This is a genomic window from Acidovorax sp. GW460-11-11-14-LB4, from assembly GCF_059423685.1.
Genome location: NZ_JBWKYJ010000086.1, coordinates 1 through 18627, shown reverse-complemented (window position 1 = coordinate 18627; position 18627 = coordinate 1). Strand labels below are relative to the sequence as shown.

Annotated in this window: 14 protein-coding genes; 1 reads left to right on the top strand and 13 read right to left on the bottom strand. The window is 65.8% G+C overall.

What is annotated here, in order from left to right:
- The 13 genes from AC07X4_RS21450 to AC07X4_RS21390 form a co-directional block, all read right to left on the bottom strand.
- Positions 1 to 3629, bottom strand: a 3629-nt coding sequence (locus AC07X4_RS21450; protein WP_494741252.1) for a DUF6531 domain-containing protein, incomplete at its 3' end; no start/stop codon positions are given.
- Between the two features lie 140 nt (positions 3630 to 3769).
- Positions 3770 to 4201, bottom strand: a complete 432-nt coding sequence (locus AC07X4_RS21445; RefSeq protein WP_494741251.1) for a DcrB-related protein — start codon at positions 4199 to 4201, stop codon at positions 3770 to 3772.
- Between the two features lie 65 nt (positions 4202 to 4266).
- Positions 4267 to 6816 (bottom strand): type VI secretion system tip protein TssI/VgrG, encoded by a 2550-nt coding sequence (gene tssI / locus AC07X4_RS21440; RefSeq protein WP_494741250.1) that lies wholly within the window; start codon positions 6814 to 6816, stop codon positions 4267 to 4269.
- Positions 6817 to 7144: 328 nt separating this feature from the next.
- Positions 7145 to 7882 carry a helix-turn-helix transcriptional regulator gene (locus AC07X4_RS21435; protein WP_056057237.1) on the bottom strand — a complete coding sequence of 246 codons (738 nt, stop codon included), beginning with the start codon at positions 7880 to 7882 and terminating at the stop codon, positions 7145 to 7147.
- Between the two features lie 59 nt (positions 7883 to 7941).
- On the bottom strand, positions 7942 to 8586 hold the full coding sequence (locus AC07X4_RS21430) for a glutathione S-transferase family protein (RefSeq protein ID WP_494741249.1): 645 nt from the start codon (positions 8584 to 8586) through the stop codon (positions 7942 to 7944).
- A 22-nt stretch (positions 8587 to 8608) separates the two neighbouring features.
- Positions 8609 to 9100, bottom strand: coding sequence for a GyrI-like domain-containing protein (locus AC07X4_RS21425; RefSeq protein WP_056742204.1), 492 nt, complete (start codon positions 9098 to 9100; stop codon positions 8609 to 8611).
- A 239-nt stretch (positions 9101 to 9339) separates the two neighbouring features.
- On the bottom strand, positions 9340 to 10293 hold the full coding sequence (locus AC07X4_RS21420) for a ProQ/FINO family protein (RefSeq protein ID WP_494741248.1): 954 nt from the start codon (positions 10291 to 10293) through the stop codon (positions 9340 to 9342).
- A 129-nt stretch (positions 10294 to 10422) separates the two neighbouring features.
- Positions 10423 to 11676, bottom strand: coding sequence for a glycolate oxidase subunit GlcF (gene glcF, locus AC07X4_RS21415; protein WP_494741247.1), 1254 nt, complete (start codon positions 11674 to 11676; stop codon positions 10423 to 10425).
- A gap of 45 nt (positions 11677 to 11721) precedes the next feature.
- A complete protein-coding gene (locus AC07X4_RS21410; RefSeq protein ID WP_099732258.1) occupies positions 11722 to 12543 on the bottom strand; it encodes a YoaK family protein in 822 nt (273 codons plus the stop codon).
- Positions 12544 to 12585: 42 nt separating this feature from the next.
- Positions 12586 to 13725 (bottom strand): glycolate oxidase subunit GlcE, encoded by a 1140-nt coding sequence (glcE, locus tag AC07X4_RS21405; protein WP_494741246.1) that lies wholly within the window; start codon positions 13723 to 13725, stop codon positions 12586 to 12588.
- Positions 13726 to 13982: 257 nt separating this feature from the next.
- Positions 13983 to 15530, bottom strand: coding sequence for an ammonium transporter (gene amt / locus AC07X4_RS21400; protein WP_056057224.1), 1548 nt, complete (start codon positions 15528 to 15530; stop codon positions 13983 to 13985).
- A 36-nt stretch (positions 15531 to 15566) separates the two neighbouring features.
- A complete protein-coding gene (gene glnK / locus AC07X4_RS21395; protein ID WP_015012094.1) occupies positions 15567 to 15905 on the bottom strand; it encodes a P-II family nitrogen regulator in 339 nt (112 codons plus the stop codon).
- A gap of 43 nt (positions 15906 to 15948) precedes the next feature.
- Positions 15949 to 16659, bottom strand: coding sequence for a TorF family putative porin (locus AC07X4_RS21390; RefSeq protein ID WP_056057222.1), 711 nt, complete (start codon positions 16657 to 16659; stop codon positions 15949 to 15951).
- Positions 16660 to 16873: 214 nt separating this feature from the next.
- Here AC07X4_RS21390 and AC07X4_RS21385 point away from each other — a divergent pair, with 214 nt between their 5' ends.
- On the top strand, positions 16874 to 18418 hold the full coding sequence (locus tag AC07X4_RS21385; protein WP_494741245.1) for a YifB family Mg chelatase-like AAA ATPase: 1545 nt from the start codon (positions 16874 to 16876) through the stop codon (positions 18416 to 18418).
- Positions 18419 to 18627 lie beyond the last annotated feature (209 nt).

Below are 18627 nucleotides of genomic sequence, written 5' to 3'. Positions count from 1 at the left end.
TTGCCCGCCCGCACCACCGCCACCTGGGTCAGCCTGTGCTGGTGGTCGTAGCGGTAGTGCTGCTCCGTGTGGCTGCCTATGCGTTTTCTGATCAGCCGACCGAAGCCGTCGTAGTCGTAGCGCTTGTCCTGCAGCACCTTGACGCGGTTGTTTTGCACCCAGCCTCGTCCCTGGTTGCTGAGGCTGCTTTCTTCCAGCGCGCTGATGCGGTTACCCGCCAGGTCGTAGTGGAAGTGTTCGCTGCGCTCGGGCTGGTTCGACAGCGTCTGCGTGATGCGCCCGCCCTGGTCGTAGCGGTGCAGGGTATGCCCCTGCTGGCTGTGCTCCACGCTGGTGAGTTCTCCGTTCCCGTCGTAGCTGTAGCGTTTGAGCAGCACGTCTTCGGCGTTGTGCCGCTGCTGCAAGCGCTGGCTCCAGTCTGCGCTGTAGGGGCTCCACGGGCCATCGACACCTGGGTCGGTGCCGATGCCGCGCCCTACCCGCAGCATGGCTGACCGCACCCAGGCCGCCGCTTTGCGACCAACCGGGTCGTAGGCAAAACGGCTGGCTAGGCGGCCTTGCGTGCGCAGCACCTCGCGGTGCAGGTCGTCGCGCTCGATGTCGGCCAGGACGGCACCGTCCAAATTGATCTGGTGCAGGTGGCCGCTGCCGTAGTACAGGTGGTTCAGCGCGCGCCCGTCCGGCAGCCTGGTGCCGATGCGGTTGCCCAATGCGTCGTATTGGTGGTGCAGCGCGCTGCTGCGCTGCTGCCCTTGCACGGCGTGCCCGGCGGTCTCCTGCAGCACCTGGTCCAAAGCGTCGTATTGCCAGGTGTGTTGTGCAACGACTTCGCCCAGAGGCGTGCTGTGTTGCGCCGTCAACAAGTCGCCGGTGGGGCTGTATGCATAGTCGATCCGGGCTTGCAGATCGGGCGGCGGCAGCGTTGCGGCTGCGCCCGCTTGCGCGGCCACACCGGGTGTGTAGACGTTCTTCTGAACCAGCTGGCCCGCGGCATCGCGCACCAGTTGCGTGTGGATGGGCTGCACCTCGGCGTGGCCCGGCACGGCGTCGCCCTGGCCCAGGGGCATGGGGTGTTCGGTCACGCCGACGACCTGGTGGGCTGCATCGTAGTGCAGCACTTGCCGGGTGCCGTCGATGCGGGTCTCGGCCACCAGGCGGTCCACCGCGTCGTAAGCGAACCGGTACGCCTGGCGGTTTTCATTGACCAGCGCCGACAAGCGCCGTGCCGCGTCATACCCCAGCTGGATGTTGCTGGTGAGTGCGCCAACCGCTTTGGAGCGCCCAGTCAGCTGGCCGCGCTGGTTGTAGCTGTAGCTGGTGGTATGGCCCAGCGCATCGGTGGCGATCACGCACTGGCCCGCCGCGTCGTAGTGGTACCGGTGCTGCGCGCCGTCCGGCAGGGTCAGCTGCAACAGCCTGCCCAGCGGGTCGCGCTCGAAAACGGTGGACTGGCCCAGGGCGTCGATTTCCTGGTGAAGGTGGCCCTGCGCGTCGTACGTGTAACGGGTGGTCTTGCCGCTGCAATCGGTGTAGGCGGTCAGCAGGCCCCTGGCATCCCAGCGCAGCTGCTTGCGCCCGCCGTGGGCATCGGTCACCAGAACGGGCAGGCCTCGGTCGTCGTTCGCGTAGCGGGTCACGTGGCCCAGAGGGTCGGTCTCCGCCACCAGATTGCCGTGGTCGTCGTACTGGTAGCGCCAGGTTCCGCCGCCAGGGTCTTCCGTCGCGACCAGCAGGCTGGCCGGGCCGGGGCTCCAGCGCTGGCGGTGCGTGCGTCCGAGGGCGTCCGTTTCTGCGGTGAGGTTGCCAGCGTCGTCGTAGGTGTACGTGGTGGATCGCCCCAGCGGATCCGTATGGCCCAGCAGCTGTTTGGTGGTGCCCCACACCTGCGTGGTGGTGTGGCCCAAAGCGTCCGTGTAGCGGGTGATTTCGTGGTCGGTATTCCAGTGCCACTGCTGACAGCGGCCCAGGCCGTCGGTGACCTGGGTGCTGCCGCTGCCGTCGCCATGCAGGCCGTATTCAAAGGCATACGCTTCGCCGTCGTCCGTCCAGTGCCGCACCACGCGCGCATGGGGGCCAGGGCGATTGCCGATGCCTTGGGCAAACTCCTGCCATTCGTAGCTGCATAGCAAGCCACCGGGCAGCTGGTGGCTCGCCATGCGGCCATTTGCATAGGTAAACCTGCGCGTCGTCTGCCCTGCGCGGTCTCTCACTTCGGCCAGTTGGCCGGAAGCGTCGTAGCGGTAGTGCACCAGCGCCTGCGGAACCTCACCTCCAACGCCCACGCGTAGATGAATCTGCTGAAGCCGGGCAGTGCCCGGAACATACAGAAACTCCAGGAGCCGGCCTGCGCTGTCCGCCACGTGGGTGAGCGCACCGTGGTCACCGTAGCGCAGCGCGTGGTAGTTGCCGTTGCGGTCCTCGATGCGCTGCAGGTGCAATACGCCCACCACCGCAGCATCACCCACGCCCCCGGCGGGCGCCTGACCGAACCATTGGTACATGCCTTCGGCTGTGACGACGACGTAGTCGCCGCCTTCACTGCACAGCACGCCGATCCCCTCGGTAACGCTGAACAAGCCTTGCCCCGGTGCCGGGCGGCTGAACTGTATGTCGCGCCCATCCGCGTCGTAGTAGGTGACGACGGGCCGGCCCTGCGGATCGTGGTCCAGATGCAACTGAACCGTGTAGGGTGTGCTCCAGCCGCGGCCCAGCGGGCCTTCGCTGCGCTCGTCCAGACTGTTGTAGATGCGCTGCCACGCCACCGGCAGTACGCCCGGCAGCACGAAGTCCAGGTCGCTCCCATCAGCCAGCAGCTTGGCGCCCGTGGCAATGTGCACAGGGTTGCCCAGGATGGCCGGCACGGTCATGGCCGCAGAGCCTGCGGCTTGCGCAGCCTTCAACATGCATTCCGCGTTTTTGACGAGCGCCTTCGGATCCTTGACCAGCTTCCAGAGACATTTGATGTTCTTCAGGAGATTGCGCGCCTCCGCAATGAACAGTGCCGCCCGCAGCAGTGGATTGACCTCGTCGTCGTAGTCACGCACCGTCTCAGGAGCCCCGCCAATAAAGACGTTGGGCGAGCCAGCATGAATGGTGGCCCCGCACACGACCTTGTCGCCCTTGCGGGCGGCCAGGGCTTCATTGATGACGGTCTGTTTGGGCCCAACCGCCGCGCCCTGTGCAATCAGGTTGACGGGAGTGATGGTGTGCTTGCCGCAAACCACTTCGTCCAGCGGTACCGCGTTGGTGGCCCGCGCAGCGGGAATGCTGTTGACGAACACGTCGGGTGAGCCGGTCGTGATGGCCCCGGTCACATCCCAGGTTTCAGGGACCAGCCAATCGGCAATTTTTTCTCCAATGGCGCCCCCCGCCATGCTGACAGCGAAGGTGGCCAGCGCTCCGGTCAGCACGACGGCTCCCGCGAGGATCGGCGCCGCCAGCCCGCCTGTGACCACGGTGCCGACGGCTGCAACACCCGCTGTCACCCCCGCCGCGATGGTGCCAGCACACAGCGCACCGAGCGCGGCAGCACCTGCGGCTATGCCCACCACCTTCGCCAGAAGGCGTGCGTTGGCGTTGCTATGGGCAATGGGGTCGCCCAGTCGGGCCGCGGGTGGAAACTGACTCATGGGCGAAGGAGGTCGTGGAACGAGGGGGGCGGCTGCCGGGTTGGGCCATGGGGTGCTGCGGCGTCAACGAGAGCCGATGTCCGTCGATGTGCGTCGGAGCGGCTCCCGGGACGCGGACTCGCAACCCGGCGCTGCCAGGTTCAGTGGCGCGGCTGGAAGCTTGCACAGATGGCCAGCCAGGCTTTCTTCTGCGCGTCGGTGATGGGCGCGGCAGACGCCGCCGTGAGCACCAGCACGCTGGCGGCGTCGGGCAGCAGCCACGTGCGTTGCCGCTGGTGAATGACCTGGCCGTTCTGCGTGAACTGCTGGGCAAGTTCCACGGCAATGGTGTCGTCCCTGTCGGGAGCCTTCTGCGCGTGTTTTTCCTGGATGGAAAACTTGCTGACCTGCAGTGTCACCGCCTTGATCTGGCGGTCGACGAAGGCCTCGAAGGATTCGCCAGGCTCAAGCCTGTCCCGGGTGATGATCAGGCTCAGATCGAGGCCACTGTGGCCCGTCAGCAGCATGTTCATGCTGTTGTCCCGAAGGCCGTCGGGCAGCGTGAAGCTGCCTTCGTTGAGGTGGAATTGCATGCGAAGGTTCTTTGGTGGAGATGGCTGTCGTGCTGGCGAAAAAATCCGCTGCGTAGGGGGGTGATTCAGCAGTTGAGCTGGATGGGCGCCCCGTGAACGTCCAGCAACTCGCTCAGTTTGATCAGACCGTTCTTGCCCTTGATGACGACTTCGCCTTTGTCGGTGAGCTTGAGCGAAGCGACGCCCTCTCCCTCACCGATAGTCAGCGTAATGCTCTCGCTCGCCTGCAACCTGATGTGCTTGGCCGCCTTCACCAGCACGGAATCCTTCGTGGCCTGGATGTTCACGTTCTGGTCACCGACGACGGTGGCGGTGTCCTGCTTGGAAGCCAGGGTGATGTTCTGCTGGGCGGTGAGGTTCATGTTGCCCGTCTGGGCTTCCGAAGCGATGTCGCCCTTGGACACGGTGTTGCGCTGACCACCTTCGGACACGTGGGTCAGCATGCCGCTCTTGGCCAGTTGGGTGAGCTGCGCGCCGCTGGACAGCGTGATGTGCTGCTTGGCATGCATGGAGGCGCTCTGCCCCGAACTGATCACGATGGGCTTGGGGCTGATCATCGAATGCCCTTCGGGGCTCACGATGGAAACCACCGGCTTGCTGATGTCCTTGGACAGCTCTCGCAGCGCCTGCGACTGTGGCATCGCCGGGTCGGTATTCGTGGGCATGAGCGTTTCCGCCCCTGCACCACCCCCTCCTCCGTCGCCGGCGAGCGCAGCAATGGCAGCTGCCGCTTTCGACAAGGTGGCCATGGCAGCCTTGCCGCCGGTCATCGCGGCGATTCCCGAACTCAGCTCCATCATGTGCGATGTCTTGAGGCCATTGATGGCCTCGATGGCACCGTTCATGGCCGCGACGGCCTCGCCTGCTTCCTCCATCAGCGAAGCCGTGTTGGCCAGGCCTTCACCCAGGCCGTCGAAGCCGTCCGGGTTGTCGTGCGCCAGCTTCTGCTTGAAATCCTGCGTATACGTCGTGATCAGCAGCCCCTTGTCCGCCCGGATGGCACCCCACTCATTGGTGCGCAGCTCAAAGCCATAGCTGCGCTTGGCCTCGGTGCTCTGGTTCATCAGATAACCCATGTGCAGGTGCGTATTGCCATGGTCGGTGGAGAGCTCGATGTGCTCGATGCCCTTTTGGTCCTCAAACCGCAGCATGTGCTTGCCGCCGCCGCCTTTGCTCCAGTTCGTCTGGAAGCCGGACTGCGTCTTGTGCTTGGGCAGCTCCCACGGTGGCATCTGGTCTGCGTTGTAGACGCGGCCAGTGATGATGGGATAGTCGGGGTCGCCGTTGAGGAAGTCCACGATGACTTCCTGGCCGATGCGCGGCGTGAAGATACCGCCGTACTTCATGCCCGCCCACGGGTGCGACACTCGGATCCAACAGCTGGAGTTCTCGTCCATGGAGCCAATGCGGTCCCAGTGGAACTGCACCTTCACACGTCCGTATTTGTCGGTCCAGATTTCCTCACCAGGCGGGCCCACCACCACAGCCGTCTGGGGGCCCTGGCTACGGGGCTTGGGCGTGACCCGGGGTGGGGTGAACGGCAAACTGGTGGGTTGCGCCTTCAGCACAAACCGTTGAATGGACCCCACCTCATCCTTGGTGGTTTTAGGCGTGGGCTTGGCTACGCTGCTGACCTCAGGATTCTCCTGAAAATGGTATTGCACCGAGGTGATGAGGTACTGCTGGTTCTGGTCTTCGCGCGGGTAGTTTTCCAGGTTGAAGGTGTAGCCGGGGGTGAGCGCGCGGCAGCTGGATTTACCTTGTACGACGCTTTGGCGAGTCAGGTTCTCCTGGAGGCGCACCTTCACATACGCCTCGCCATCTCCATATTCGGTATAGCCACCGGGCCACTCGTAGATCTCGTGGCTGTCATGCGCGTGACCCGGGGGATCTTTGCGCATGTTCGACAAATCTGCCTTGGGCTTCTTGAAGTCGTAGTCGTCGTTGTAATGCCGACCCGGTTTGATTTCCTCCGCCAACTCCCACGCATAGATGCTTTCGCGATCAGCGATGGCCGCCTTTTCAGGCGGATAGAAAGGAATGGAAGCCGCGCCAGGAAGGGGACTGTGCGACGCCACGATATCGTCAGCCAGCGTGAGTGTGTGCTGCCCCGCTGAATGCTGGTGGTAATAATAAATACCCTCATGCTCCATGAGGCGAGAAACAAACTGACAATCGGTTTCGTTATATTGGACGCAATAATCCCAAGTGCGATAACTGCGGGTCAGCTTTTTATCGATGGGGTAGCCGTATTTACCCAGAACTTCTTCAATGATTTCTGGAACGGTTTTATTCTGAAATATCTTGAAATCGCTTTTACGGGTTGCCAGCCAGAGCCAGGGGCTGAGCCGCGCCCGGTAGGAGTACATGCGGTGGTCTTGCCCCTGCATGCCAAACCGGGTGACGATGCCGTCGATATGGCGGGTGCCACCGCCCTCCGTTTCTACAACGATGGTGGCGTTTTTGCCTAACAACGCCTTGGGATCCACACTTTTGCTCTCACTCAGCAAGTCCACGTCCAGGGTGAAGAGTTGGCTGATCTCTTCGATACCCTGGAGTTGCCTGAATTTGAGCTGGTCGCCCAGAGGCGTTTGAATGGTGACGCGACGTTTCATGTGCTGCAGACTGTCCGACCGATGAGTGCAAAGTGCGGCGGATGATAGCTGCAGGCAGGTATTTTCTTTTGACAGAAGGCGCCGTTAATACGGCGAAATTAACGCAAAAAGTAACTTCGGTTACCAATCAGGAATCTTCAAGACATCTTGCAACAGAAAGAAAATCGGCAAAGGCACCTGTGGTAATGAACAACTCCTGTCCAACTCTTTTTGAAACAAGGCTCATGTCATTTGCAGCAGGCCGCCCATCAGGATCATCGCGAGGCGCTTTGCCACGACATTTCTGCCAAGGCTGAGCTCGGCATCGAAAACGATTGGAGGCACGGCATCAGGCCATTGCCGACGGCGCCGCTTGAGGATCACCCCCCTCCACCGCTCTCCCCTCCATCTCCCCCTCCACCTTGCGCAGCAAGTCCGCCAGGGTCTTGCCGGGCTCCTGCCGGAACTGCTCGTCCAGCACGGTGATGGAAGAAATGCGGTCGATGCGAAAACCCCGAAAGTCATTGCGCAGCTCGCACCAGGCCGACAGTGTCCAGACCTTGCCCCAGTAAAAGCAGCCCAGCGGGCGCAGGCGGCGCAGGCTGGGGCGGCCGTTGACGTCGGCGTAGTCCACTTGCACCACGTGGCGGCTGTGCACTGCCTCGCGCAGGGCTTGCAGGGTGGCCTGGGCGCGTGGGTCCAGGCCGACGGGCGGGGCATAAAGGGCCTGGGCCTCGGCCGCCACGCGCGCGGCGGGGGGCAGCACGGACAGGATCTTGCCCAGGGCGCCTTCCACCTCTCGGGCCAGCCCGGCATCCAGCCAGGTTTGGGCCAGACGGGCGGCAGCTACCAGCGCATTGGCTTCACCCTGGCTGAACATCAGCGGCGGCAGATCGAAGCCCGCGCCCAGGCGGTAGCCCACACCGGCTTCGCCCTCAATGGGCACGCCCTGGTGCTGGAGGTCCGCCACGTCGCGGTAGATGGTGCGGGCCGAGACTTCAAGCCGCTCGGCCAGGAAGGCGGCGGTGGACAGGCGCCGCCCCCGGATGAGCTGGACGATCTGGAACAGGCGGTCAGCGCGGCGCATGAACGTGCCCCCCGGGGCGAGCTGCAGCCGACCAGATGGGCAGTGTCAGGACGCAGAACTCAGCCATGGCCTTTGCTCTGCTGCGCCAGCGCGTCGTCGATCTGGGAGGCGCGCACAAACGCGGGGCGCTGCCTGAACGGCTGCACAAACTGCTCGAACGCGGGGCGGCGTTCGATGGTGCCGAACTGCATGCCCCAGATCAGGTGCGCGCCCACATACAGGTCCACGGCCGTGAAGTGGTCGCCGCACAGATGCGGGCCCTGGCTCACGGCTTGCTCCAGGGTGTTCATCACATCAGCGTAGCTGCCGTAGCCCACCATGGCCGCCCGTTCGGCGGGTGCCAGCAGGTTCAGCGCCTTGGCGGTGGCGGCGCTCTCCAGCGGACCGGCGCAAAAGAACAGCCAGCGGTAATAGGCAGCGCGTGCAGGCGTGCCCACAGGGGGCGCCAACGATTTGGCGGGGAACAGGTCGGCCAGGTAGGCGCAGATGGCCGCCACCTCGGTGACCACCACCTGTCCGTGCCGCAGTGCAGGCACCTTGCCCATGGGGTTGATGGCGAGGTAGTCGGGAGCCTTCATGGTGGTGCCGTATTCAAGCAGCACAGTGTCGTAGGGCACACCACACTCTTCCAGCATCCAGCGCGCGGTACGGCCTCGGGACATGGGATGGGTGTAGAACGTCAGGGCGGCAGAAGATGTGTTCATGGAGGCTCCTGGTTCGTTCAGGTCACGCGCGGGGCGCACTGGGGGCGATGCCGATATGAATGGCCACGCGGTCCGGGCCTTCATACAGCTCGAAATCGGTGCCAAAGCGCCGTGGCACTTGCGGGTGGGCCGCAAAGTAGCGCCAGACCTCGCCCCAGGCATCGATCACCATCTGCGGCATTGTGCCGTGGCCGTGGAACACCAGATAGTCGCCCGCCTGCACCGCGATCTGCACAGCCCCTGGCACCGAGGTGACGGGCGGTGGCACGGCCACGCCAGCGGTGACATCAAAGGCACCATGTTCGTCGGATTCGTAGCCGCTGTAGACGCCGAAGATGCGGCCATCTTCACCACGGCCGGGCAGGTTGCGCTCCCAGCTCTGGCTGAAAAAGCGGTCCCAGAGACCTCCAATGCGGGCGGTGGCGGGGTCCATCTCGTCGCGGTTGCGGGTGCGTACCGTCAGTCCAGTGACATGAAACGCGGCAACCGGGGTCATGGTGGGGGTTGTTGTCATGGTCAAGCTCCTCTCTGTGTCGGGCCCGGCATGGTGCAGCCCGGCTGCTGACAACATGGTGTCAGTAGCCTGTCTGCAGCATTGCAACAAGCCGTGACACGCGCCGACGTAGACGGAGCCACGCCGCAGGGCCTCATCTCGGCCGACGAGAAGATGACGGAAGCCGCTGCCAGCACGCCATGACCAGCGAGGGCAGAGGGAGCGTTGTGCCGCCCCCCGCTCAGCTCAGCACGGGCCGGTCAGGCTGCGGCGGCGGAGTCGCCGGGCTCCACGGCGGAAGCAGCAGATACCGCAGCCGCTGCAGAAGCCGCGGCAGCCGCCCGCCGACGGGCGCGCTCCAGCTGCTGCCCCACCGTGCGGGGCACCATGCCGTACATATCGGCAAAGGCGTCCAGGGTCTGGCCGCTGGCCTCAAAGGCGCGCAGCAGGGCTTCATCCTTGGCGTTGCGGGCCGACCATTCGGCAAAGGCTTCTTCGAGGATGGCGTTGGCGGCTTCGTCGCGGCTCAACACCAGTTGGGTATATGCCTCGCGCGTGAGGCCCGAGGCCTCGAACGCGGCCATCATGCGGTTGCGCAGCTTGGGCAGCAGGTCTTCGGTGGCGCGCGCCTTCTTGCGGCGGTAGACCTCCAGCAGCGCATGGTGCACGTGCTCGGGGGCCATGTCTTCCACAGGCTGGCCCTGCAGGTCGTGGCGCATATCGCCTGCCGCCACGCTTTGCAGATAGCGCGTGGAGCGGGTGTGCAGGCCCAGCGCCACCTTGAGCGCCTCGCGCTCGAACAGCTCGGGGTGGGCCGCCAGGATGTCCTGGAAGATGCCGCGCTTGAGCGGACGGAACACGGCGCCAAACAGGTGGGGGTAGAGCCCTGCCAGCTGCTCCAGCGCGGGGTGCACGCGCTGCGGCGCCCGCGCGCCTGCACCCGGGCCACCTGCGGGCGCTGCAGCGTCTGCAGCCCCATCGGCGCTTGCACGGCCCTGCGGCGCCTGGCGCCCTTCGGGTTTGCGGCGGTTGCGGCCACCCCGGCGCGAGCCGTCCTGGCGCCGCTGGGGCGCGCTGGCTTCGGCCAACGCAGCAGGTTCAGAGGCCGCCACAGCGACCGCAGCAGCCTCGGTCGGCACAGGCGCTGCCTGGGAAGCGGCAGGCGCTACGGGTGCGGTTTGGGGTTGTTCTTGTGCGGACACGGAGTCGGTCATGGCGGTGCAGTTCGGGGGCAAATGAGAGGCGACAAAACCCTCGATCATGCCAGCCTCGGGGCTACAGGCACCAAACGGGCCAGATTCCAGCACACGCAGTGAGGGCCCGGCGTCTCGCCCAACGCGCCGTCAACCCGCGCGCAGGGCCTCGTCCAGCACCTCCACCCAGTGCCGCACAGGCGTCCCCGTGCCGCTTTGCAGATGGGTGATGCAGCCGATGTTGGCCGACAGGATCATGTCGGGCGGCTGGTTGCCGAAGGCCTCGCCGAGCACGCCGAGCTTGCGGTCGCGCAGCTGGTAGGACAGGTCGGGGTTGAGCACCGAATAGGTGCCTGCCGAGCCACAGCACAGGTGGGCATCGTTGCGCGCGGTGCGCAGCTTGAAGCCCAGCTGGTTCAGGTGCGCCTCCACCCCGCCGCGCAGCTTCTGCCCGTGCTGCAGCGTACAAGGGGGGTGGTAGGCGTACAGGGTGTCCGGCTGGTTGACCCTGCCCTGCAGCTTGGTGGCCAGCTCGGGCAGCATGGCGGGCAGCAGCTCCGACAGGTCGCGCGTGAGGCTGCTGATGCGTTCGGCCTTGGTCGCGTACTGTGGGTCGTCTTTCAGGATGTGACCGTATTCCTTGACGGTGACGCCGCAGCCCGAGGCGTTCATGACGATGGCCTCGACCCCACCTGCGGCCACCAGCGGCCACCAGGCGTCGATGTTGGCGCGCATCTCTGCCATGCCGCCAGCCTGGTCGTTGAGGTGGAATTTGACGGCGCCGCAGCAGCCCGCCTTGGATGCGATCACGGTCTGGATGCCTACCGCGTCAAGCACGCGGGTGGTGGCCGTGTTGATGTTCGGCATCATGGCCGGTTGCACGCAGCCCGCCAGCATGAGCACCTTGCGCGCATGTTCACGCGTGGGCCAGGCGCCAGCATCCTGCGGTGCGGGCACCTTGGCCTTCAGCGCCTCGGGCAGCAGGCCGCGCACCATTTGCCCTGCCTTCATGGCAGGGGCGAACAGCGGCGAAGGCAGGCCCTCCTTCAGTGCCCAGCGCAGGGCTTTTTCGCCCACGGGGCGGGGCACTTTTTCATCGACGATCTTGCGACCGATGTCCACCAGGTGGCCGTATTGCACGCCACTCGGGCAGGTGCTTTCGCAGTTGCGGCAGGTGAGGCACCGGTCCAGGTGCATCTGGGTCTTGCGCGTGGGCTCGGCGCCTTCGAGCACCTGCTTGATGAGGTAGATGCGGCCGCGCGGGCCGTCCAGCTCGTCGCCCAGCAGCTGGTAGGTGGGGCAGGTGGCGGTGCAAAAGCCGCAGTGCACACATTTGCGCAGGATGGATTCGGCCTCCAGGCCATCGGCGCGGGCGCGGTATTCGGGGGAGAGCTGGGTTTGCATGGGGTGCAGCCTGGGCGAAGAGACAAAAATTTCGGCGGAGGTTGGTCAGCGCGCGGCCGGTGGGTCCGCTGGCGGGGCCAGGCTGGGGTCGCCCGGCGCGGCCGGCGCCGAGGGCTTGCGCAAGGGGCGGCGCAGCCTGGCGCGGTCGGCCCACAGCGGTGGCAGCGACAGGGCCAGCAGCACCAGCGCCAGCGGCACCACAAACACAAAGCCCACGTGCTTGAAGCCCGCAGCCCCCGCAATGCCGCCCACCAGGAACATGCCCACCAGCCCGGCAAACAGCCGCAGCCGGGCCTGGTTGGCACGCACCTGCGATTCGGGCGCAGTGCCCGTGCGGTTCCAGTAGAGCATCTTGCCCATCTCGATGCCCAGGTCGGTCACCACGCCCGTCATGTGGGTGGTGCGGATCTGGGACGAGGACATCTTGGTCACGGTGGCGTTCTGCAGCCCCATGATGAAGGACAGCAGCAGCACCGTGAGTGGCACCGCAAAAGGCGTGGGCCAGCTGAGAGTGATGGCGCCCACCAGGCCAAACAGCAGCATGAGCACGGACTCCAGCAGCAGCGGCAGCGCGTAGGTGCTGCGCAGCCGGCGCTGGCGCGCCCAGTTGACCATGATGGCCGTGGTGCCCGCCCCCGACATGAAGGCCCAGAGCGCGCCCACGGCGCCCAGCACAAGCTTCATCTGCCCCAGCACCAGGTTGTCGGCCAGCGACGACAGGAAACCCGTCATGTGCGAGGTGTAGAGGTGCACCACCAGAAACCCCCCGGCATTCACCGCCCCGGCGTTGAACGCCAGCAGCAGGCCCAGCACCTGGTTGCTCGCAACCGTGCGGTGGTGTCCGGTGAGGTGAAAAAGGCGTCGCATGGCCAGGGTGGCGGTGGTGGCTGTGAGGGGGGGTTGGCTTGCCTACCAGGCCCGCGCCATGCGGCCGGGGTTGAAGATGCCGGCAGGGTCAAAGCTGTGCTTGAGGCGGGCGTGGATTTGCTCCAGCGCCTTGGATTGCAAGTCAAAAGCACCGCTGGCGCCGGATTTATTTGCCTCGGCAGCTACAAAAAGAGAAGCACTCCCACCCACCGCCCGGGCGGCTTCGCGCAGCGCGTCTCCGGTGGACTCGGGGGCCTGCACCCAGCGCAACGCCCCATGCCATTCCACCAGTGGCTGCACGCCGCCGGGCAAAGCCAGCACCGGCGCGGTGGCGGGCACCGACAGGCGCCATAGGGCGCGGTCAGGGCGCGTGGCCCGGTCGGTGAACCACGGCAGGGTCTGCTCGCGGCAGGCGGTCCAGTCAGCGGCCACGGTGGCGTTGTCCATGCGCGTGCCACCCATGGTCTTGCACGCGGCCTCCACCGCCGCCACGGCGCCGCGCAGACGCACATAGAGGGTGCCTGCGCCTTCGTCCACCGCCGCGTCTTGTAGCCAGCAACTGGCGTTAAGGGGTAGCGGCTGGCCGCCCCAGGCGTGCAGCTTGCGCAACGCATCGGCCTGGTTGATGCCCTCGAACCGGAGCGTGGCCTCGCCGGGGGCCACGGGCAGCACCTTGAGGCTCACTTCGGTCAGCAGCCCCAGCGTGCCCCAGGCACCGGCCATGAGGCGCGCCACGTCATAGCCCGCCACGTTCTTCATGACCTGGCCGCCGAAGGTGAGCAGCTCGGCCTTGCCGTTGAGCAGGGTCACGCCCAACAGATAGTCACGCACCGCCCCCACGCTGGCGCGTGCCGGGCCGGACAGGCCGGCCGCCACCATGCCACCCACCGTAGCGGCGTCTGCAGGAGTCTTGGCGAAATGCGGGGGTTCAAAGGGCAGGCACTGGCCTTGTTCGGCCAGCGCGGCCTCCAGCTCGGCCAGCGGGGTGCCGGACCGCACGGTGACGACCAGCTCGCTGGGCTCGTAGCTCACGATGCCACGCAGCACCCGGGTGTCCAGCACCTCGCCGTGCAGCGCCAGGCCATGGAAGTCCTTGGTGCCCCCGCCACGGATGCGCAACGGGGTCTGGTCGGCGGCGGCAGCGCGCACGCGCTCAGTGATCGGGGCGAGGGAAAAGTCCATCCGTGCATCGTAGCGGCAGCGGTCCGCCGCACGGCATGCAGGGGGCGTGAATTTTTTGAACAGCGGACGTGCAAAGGACTGGCGGATGCCATGGGGCCTTTGGCCCCCTGGCGCGCCAGTCCCACACGCGTCACCCAACGGTACGAAAAAAGCCCGCCGGTGGTCGGCGGGCTGAAGTAACCAGAGGAGTAACTCGCTTGTTCTTATTGCGACGCCACGGTGCCACCAGACACCGCAGCGCGTAGGGCGCAGAGCGATCAGCGGTTGTACGCCGTTTCGCCGTGCGAGGTGATGTCCAGACCTTCGCGTTCGTCTTCTTCCGAGACACGCAGGCCCACCGTCAGGTCAACCACCTTGTAGGCCACGAAGGACACCACGCCCGACCACACGATGGTCAGCAGCACGGCCTTGGCCTGTGTCCACACCTGGGCAGCGATGGAGTAGTCGGCAGAGGTCACCATGGTGGCGGTCACCCAGTCGGCCACGTAGCCAGGGCCACCCAGACCAGGGGCGTTGAAAACGCCGGTCAGCAGGGCACCCACGATACCGCCGATGCCGTGCACGCCGAACACGTCGAGCGAGTCGTCCGCACCCAGCAGCTTCTTGAGGCCGTTGACACCCCACAGGCAGGCAAAACCACCCACCAGACCGATGACCAGCGCACCGCCGATACCGACGTTGCCGGCAGCCGGCGTGATGGCCACCAGGCCCGCCACAGCACCCGACGCTGCACCCAGCATCGAAGCCTTGCCGCGCATCAGCGCTTCACCCATGCACCATGCCAGCACGGCAGCAGCGGTAGCCACCAGCGTGTTGATGAAGGCCAGGGCTGCAAAACCGTTGGCTTCCAGGGCAGAGCCGGCGTTGAAACCGAACCAGCCCACCCACAGCAGCGAGGCACCGACCATGGTCAGCGTCAGGCTGTGAGGCGCCATGGCTTCCTTGCCGTATCCAATGCGCTTGCCCACCATGAACGCACCCACCAGGCCCGCCACAGCGGCGTTGATGTGCACCACGGTACCGCCAGCGAAGTCCAGAGCACCCCACTGCCAGATCTGGCCTGCCTTGCTGGTCATGGCGTCGGCCACTTCCTTGGAGGCGTAGGCATCAGGACCCATCCAGAACCACACCATGTGGGCGATCGGCAGGTAGCTGAACGTGAACCACAGGACCATGAACAGCATGACGGCGCTGAACTTGATGCGCTCTGCGAACGCACCGACGATCAGGGCGCAGGTGATGCCGGCGAACGTGGCCTGGAAGGCGGCAAACACCACTTCCGGAATCACGACACCCTTGCTGAACGTGGCCGCGTTGGCAAACGTGCCTGCGGCGTTGTCCCAGATGCCCTTCATGAACAGCCGGTCGAAACCACCGATGAAGGCACCGCCTTCGGTGAAGGCCAGGCTGTAGCCGTAGATGAACCACAGCACCACGATCAGCGAGAACGTGACCATCACCTGCATCAGCACGGACAGCATGTTCTTGCTGCGCACCAGGCCGCCGTAGAACAGCGCCAGGCCAGGCAGGACCATCAGGATCACGAGGATGGTGGAAGTCATCATCCACGCGGTGTCACCCTTGTTGGGGACAGGAGCAGGCGCTTCTGCGGCGGGCGCTGCAGGCGCAGCGGCGGCAGCAGCAGCCGGTGCAGCCGCTGCGGCAGGGGCAGCAGGGGCTTCAGCCGCTGGTGCAGCCGCAGCGGGTGCCGAGGCCTCTGCCGTGGCGGGCGCCTGGGCGAGGACAGCCGATCCGCCGGATAGCAGACTCAGCCCCAGAATGAAGGAAGCAAGCAGTTTTTTCATGGCGTTTCTCTTCTTGTATGGGATGCGGCCTCGCCCTTACAGGGCTTCCTTGCCGGTTTCGCCAGTGCGGATGCGCACCACCTGCTCCAGGTGGGTCACGAAAATCTTGCCGTCACCGATCTTGCCGGTGCGCGCTGCGGTCTCGATGGACTCGATCACGCGGTCCACCAGGTCGTCGGCCACGGCGGCCTCGATCTTGACCTTGGGAAGAAAGTCCACCACATACTCTGCACCGCGGTACAGCTCGGTGTGGCCCTTCTGGCGGCCAAAGCCCTTGACTTCGGTCACCGTGATGCCTTGCACGCCGATGTCGGAGAGCGCTTCGCGCACTTCGTCGAGCTTGAAGGGCTTGATGATGGCTGTCACCATTTTCATTTTCAGTTCCTCCGGAATGGGCGCCACCGGCGCCCATTGAGACTTACAGGGTTTTGGTGAGCGTGACGATCACGCGCGACTTGTTGACCGGGCCGTAGAAGGCCTTCTTGGTGGCGCCAACCACGGCAGCGCCGAGGGACACGCCGCCGCCGAAGTCGTACGAACCGCCCAGGCTGTAGTCCATGAAGTTGGGGGCCGTGATGTCACCACCAAAGCGGGTGAAGCCGACCGACGCCTTCAGCGTGGTGCTGGGGGCCACTTCCTGGGCAAACGCCAGGTTCAGGTAGCCGGTGTTGCGGCCCTTCATGCCAGGACCTGCGTAGGCAAAGTAGTCCTTGGACAGGGTGTGCGAGTACTTGGCCGTCACGGGGCCGAAGGTGGCAGCGCCATAGACTTCGGTGGTGTTGCCCGCGCTGTTGCCGGGGTAGATGTAGGTCAGCAGGCCCACGTCCAGGTCCACGTCACCGGCCTTGAACTTGTAGCCGCCGTAGATGTCGGATTCGAGCGAGTTGCCGGACAGCCAGTTGACGCTGGAGTTCCAGTTGCCCACGTAGAAGCCGGTTTCGCCGAAGGTGTAGTCAAAGCCGCCTTGCAGTGCGGGCTTGACGGCCTTGACCTTGGACGTGTCCTGGTCCTGGCCACGGAACTTGTAGTTCGTGGTCAGGCTGACGTTGGCGGTGAGCTGGGCGCTGGCCAGCATGGGAAGGGTTGCAACAAGGGCAACGCCCAGGGTCTTGATGATGGCGCGGGTCATGTTTCCTCCGGTTGGACAAAGTAGGGACAAGCGCTTTAAGCACGGACCGTGCCACACCAAGGTGCACGGCGCGCTGCACGGTTGCGTTGCGTTACAACAATCCCCAGTACAGTGGCGGTGACCGCGTCCGGCATGTTGCACCCAACTGGTGCAGACACCCAACAGACCGCGCTAAAAAACCACAAAACGCACCCATCTGGGGAGAAATCGCTTCATGAGTCTTGCTTTGGTGCAAAGCCGCGCCCTTCTGGGGCTGCAGGCGCCTGCAGTCACCGTCGAAGTGCATCTGGCCAACGGTTTGCCCAGCTTCACGCTGGTCGGGCTGGCCGAGGTGGAGGTGAAAGAAGCCCGCGAGCGCGTGCGCTCCGCGCTGCAGAACGCGGGGCTGGAGTTCCCGTCGAACAAACGCATCACCGTCAACCTTGCCCCCGCCGACCTGCCCAAGGATTCGGGCCGCTTCGATCTGCCGATTGCGCTGGGCATCCTCGCCGCCAGCGGTCAGGTGGATGCCAGCCGCCTGGCAGGCTACGAGTTTGCGGGCGAGCTGTCGCTGTCCGGCGAGCTGCGCCCCGTGCGCGGCGCGCTGGCCACCAGCCTGGCCCTGCAGACCCAGCAGATTGACGCACAGCTGGTGCTGCCGCCCGGCAGCGCCGAAGAGGCCGCCCTGGTGCCCGCCGCGCGCGTGGTGCGTGCGCGGCACCTGCTGGATGTGGTGCGGGCGTTCCTGCCACCGGGCAGCACGGCCGGTGGCGATGCCGACGTGGCCAACGACGGCTGGACCCGCCTGCAGGCCACCGCGCTCACCGCCAGCACCACCGGGCCCGACATGGCCGACGTGAAGGGCCAGGCGGGCGCCAAGCGCGCGCTGGAGATTGCAGCGGCTGGCGGCCACAGCCTGCTGATGGCCGGGCCACCTGGCTCGGGCAAGTCGATGCTGGCGCAGCGTTTTGCCGGGCTGCTGCCCGCGATGACGGTGGACGAAGCGCTGGAGAGCGCCGCCATTGCCAGCCTGGCGGGGCGCTTTCGGCCCGAGGCTTTTGGCGTGCGCCCCACCGGCCAGCCCCACCACACGGCCAGCGCGGTGGCGCTGGTGGGCGGTGGCTCGCCACCCCGGCCGGGCGAGATCTCGCTGGCCCACCAGGGCGTGCTCTTCCTTGATGAACTCCCGGAATTCCCCCGCGCTGCGCTAGAGGCTCTGCGCGAGCCGCTAGAGACCGGCCACATCACCATCGCCCGGGCAGCGCAACGCGCGGAGTTTCCGGCCCGGTTCCAGATGATCGCGGCGATGAATCCGTGCCCCTGCGGCTTTCTGGGCTCCACGCAGCGCGCCTGCCGCTGCACGCCCGACCAGGTGCACCGTTACCAGGCCAAGCTCAGCGGCCCGCTGCTGGACCGCATCGACCTGCATGTGGAGGTGCCCGCCCTGCCCGCCGAGCAGCTGGTGCAGGCGGCTGCGGGCGAGTCCACCGCCAGCATCCGCGCCCGGGTGGAGCAGGCCCGCGCCAAGGCGCTGGCGCGCCAGGGCAGCACCAACCAGGCGCTGCAGGGGCAGGCCATCGACGCCCACCTGCACCTGGACGATGCGGCCGCCAAGTTCCTCAACACCGCTGCCGCGCGCCTGGGCTGGTCGGCACGCAGCACGCACCGGGCGCTGAAGGTGGCGCGCACCATCGCCGACCTGGCCGGCGCGCCCACCACCGAGGTCAGCCATGTCGCCGAGGCCGTGCAATACCGCCGCGTACTGCGCAGCACGGTGTGAGGGGCGCTGGCGGCCCTTGAGGCACATCAGCACCTTGACCGAGGCAGATATCAAATTGATAGCACCTGGCGCATGTATCACTAGCGCCTGCGGCTGATTTTGATCAAAAAGAGGGTGCGCAGCACCCAGCGGGCGCTGCGCACCGGCCGCAGGGGCCCGGGCGCCCGGCACAATCTCCCCCCATGTCCAGCGTCCGCTCCCCCAAGAAA

Bases quoted from the DNA above. Each gene is read 5' to 3' on its own strand.
- AC07X4_RS21445 (WP_494741251.1), bottom strand. From the start codon at position 4,201: ATGCAATTCCACCTCAACGAAGGCAGCTTCACGCTGCCCGACGGCCTT.
- tssI (WP_494741250.1), bottom strand. From the start codon at position 6,816: ATGAAACGTCGCGTCACCATTCAAACGCCTCTGGGCGACCAGCTCAAA.
- AC07X4_RS21435 (WP_056057237.1), bottom strand. From the start codon at position 7,882: ATGCGCCGCGCTGACCGCCTGTTCCAGATCGTCCAGCTCATCCGGGGG.
- AC07X4_RS21430 (WP_494741249.1), bottom strand. From the start codon at position 8,586: ATGAACACATCTTCTGCCGCCCTGACGTTCTACACCCATCCCATGTCC.
- AC07X4_RS21425 (WP_056742204.1), bottom strand. From the start codon at position 9,100: ATGACAACAACCCCCACCATGACCCCGGTTGCCGCGTTTCATGTCACT.
- AC07X4_RS21420 (WP_494741248.1), bottom strand. From the start codon at position 10,293: ATGACCGACTCCGTGTCCGCACAAGAACAACCCCAAACCGCACCCGTA.
- glcF (WP_494741247.1), bottom strand. From the start codon at position 11,676: ATGCAAACCCAGCTCTCCCCCGAATACCGCGCCCGCGCCGATGGCCTG.
- AC07X4_RS21410 (WP_099732258.1), bottom strand. From the start codon at position 12,543: ATGCGACGCCTTTTTCACCTCACCGGACACCACCGCACGGTTGCGAGC.
- glcE (WP_494741246.1), bottom strand. From the start codon at position 13,725: ATGGACTTTTCCCTCGCCCCGATCACTGAGCGCGTGCGCGCTGCCGCC.
- amt (WP_056057224.1), bottom strand. From the start codon at position 15,530: ATGAAAAAACTGCTTGCTTCCTTCATTCTGGGGCTGAGTCTGCTATCC.
- glnK (WP_015012094.1), bottom strand. From the start codon at position 15,905: ATGAAAATGGTGACAGCCATCATCAAGCCCTTCAAGCTCGACGAAGTG.
- AC07X4_RS21390 (WP_056057222.1), bottom strand. From the start codon at position 16,659: ATGACCCGCGCCATCATCAAGACCCTGGGCGTTGCCCTTGTTGCAACC.
- AC07X4_RS21385 (WP_494741245.1), top strand. From the start codon at position 16,874: ATGAGTCTTGCTTTGGTGCAAAGCCGCGCCCTTCTGGGGCTGCAGGCG.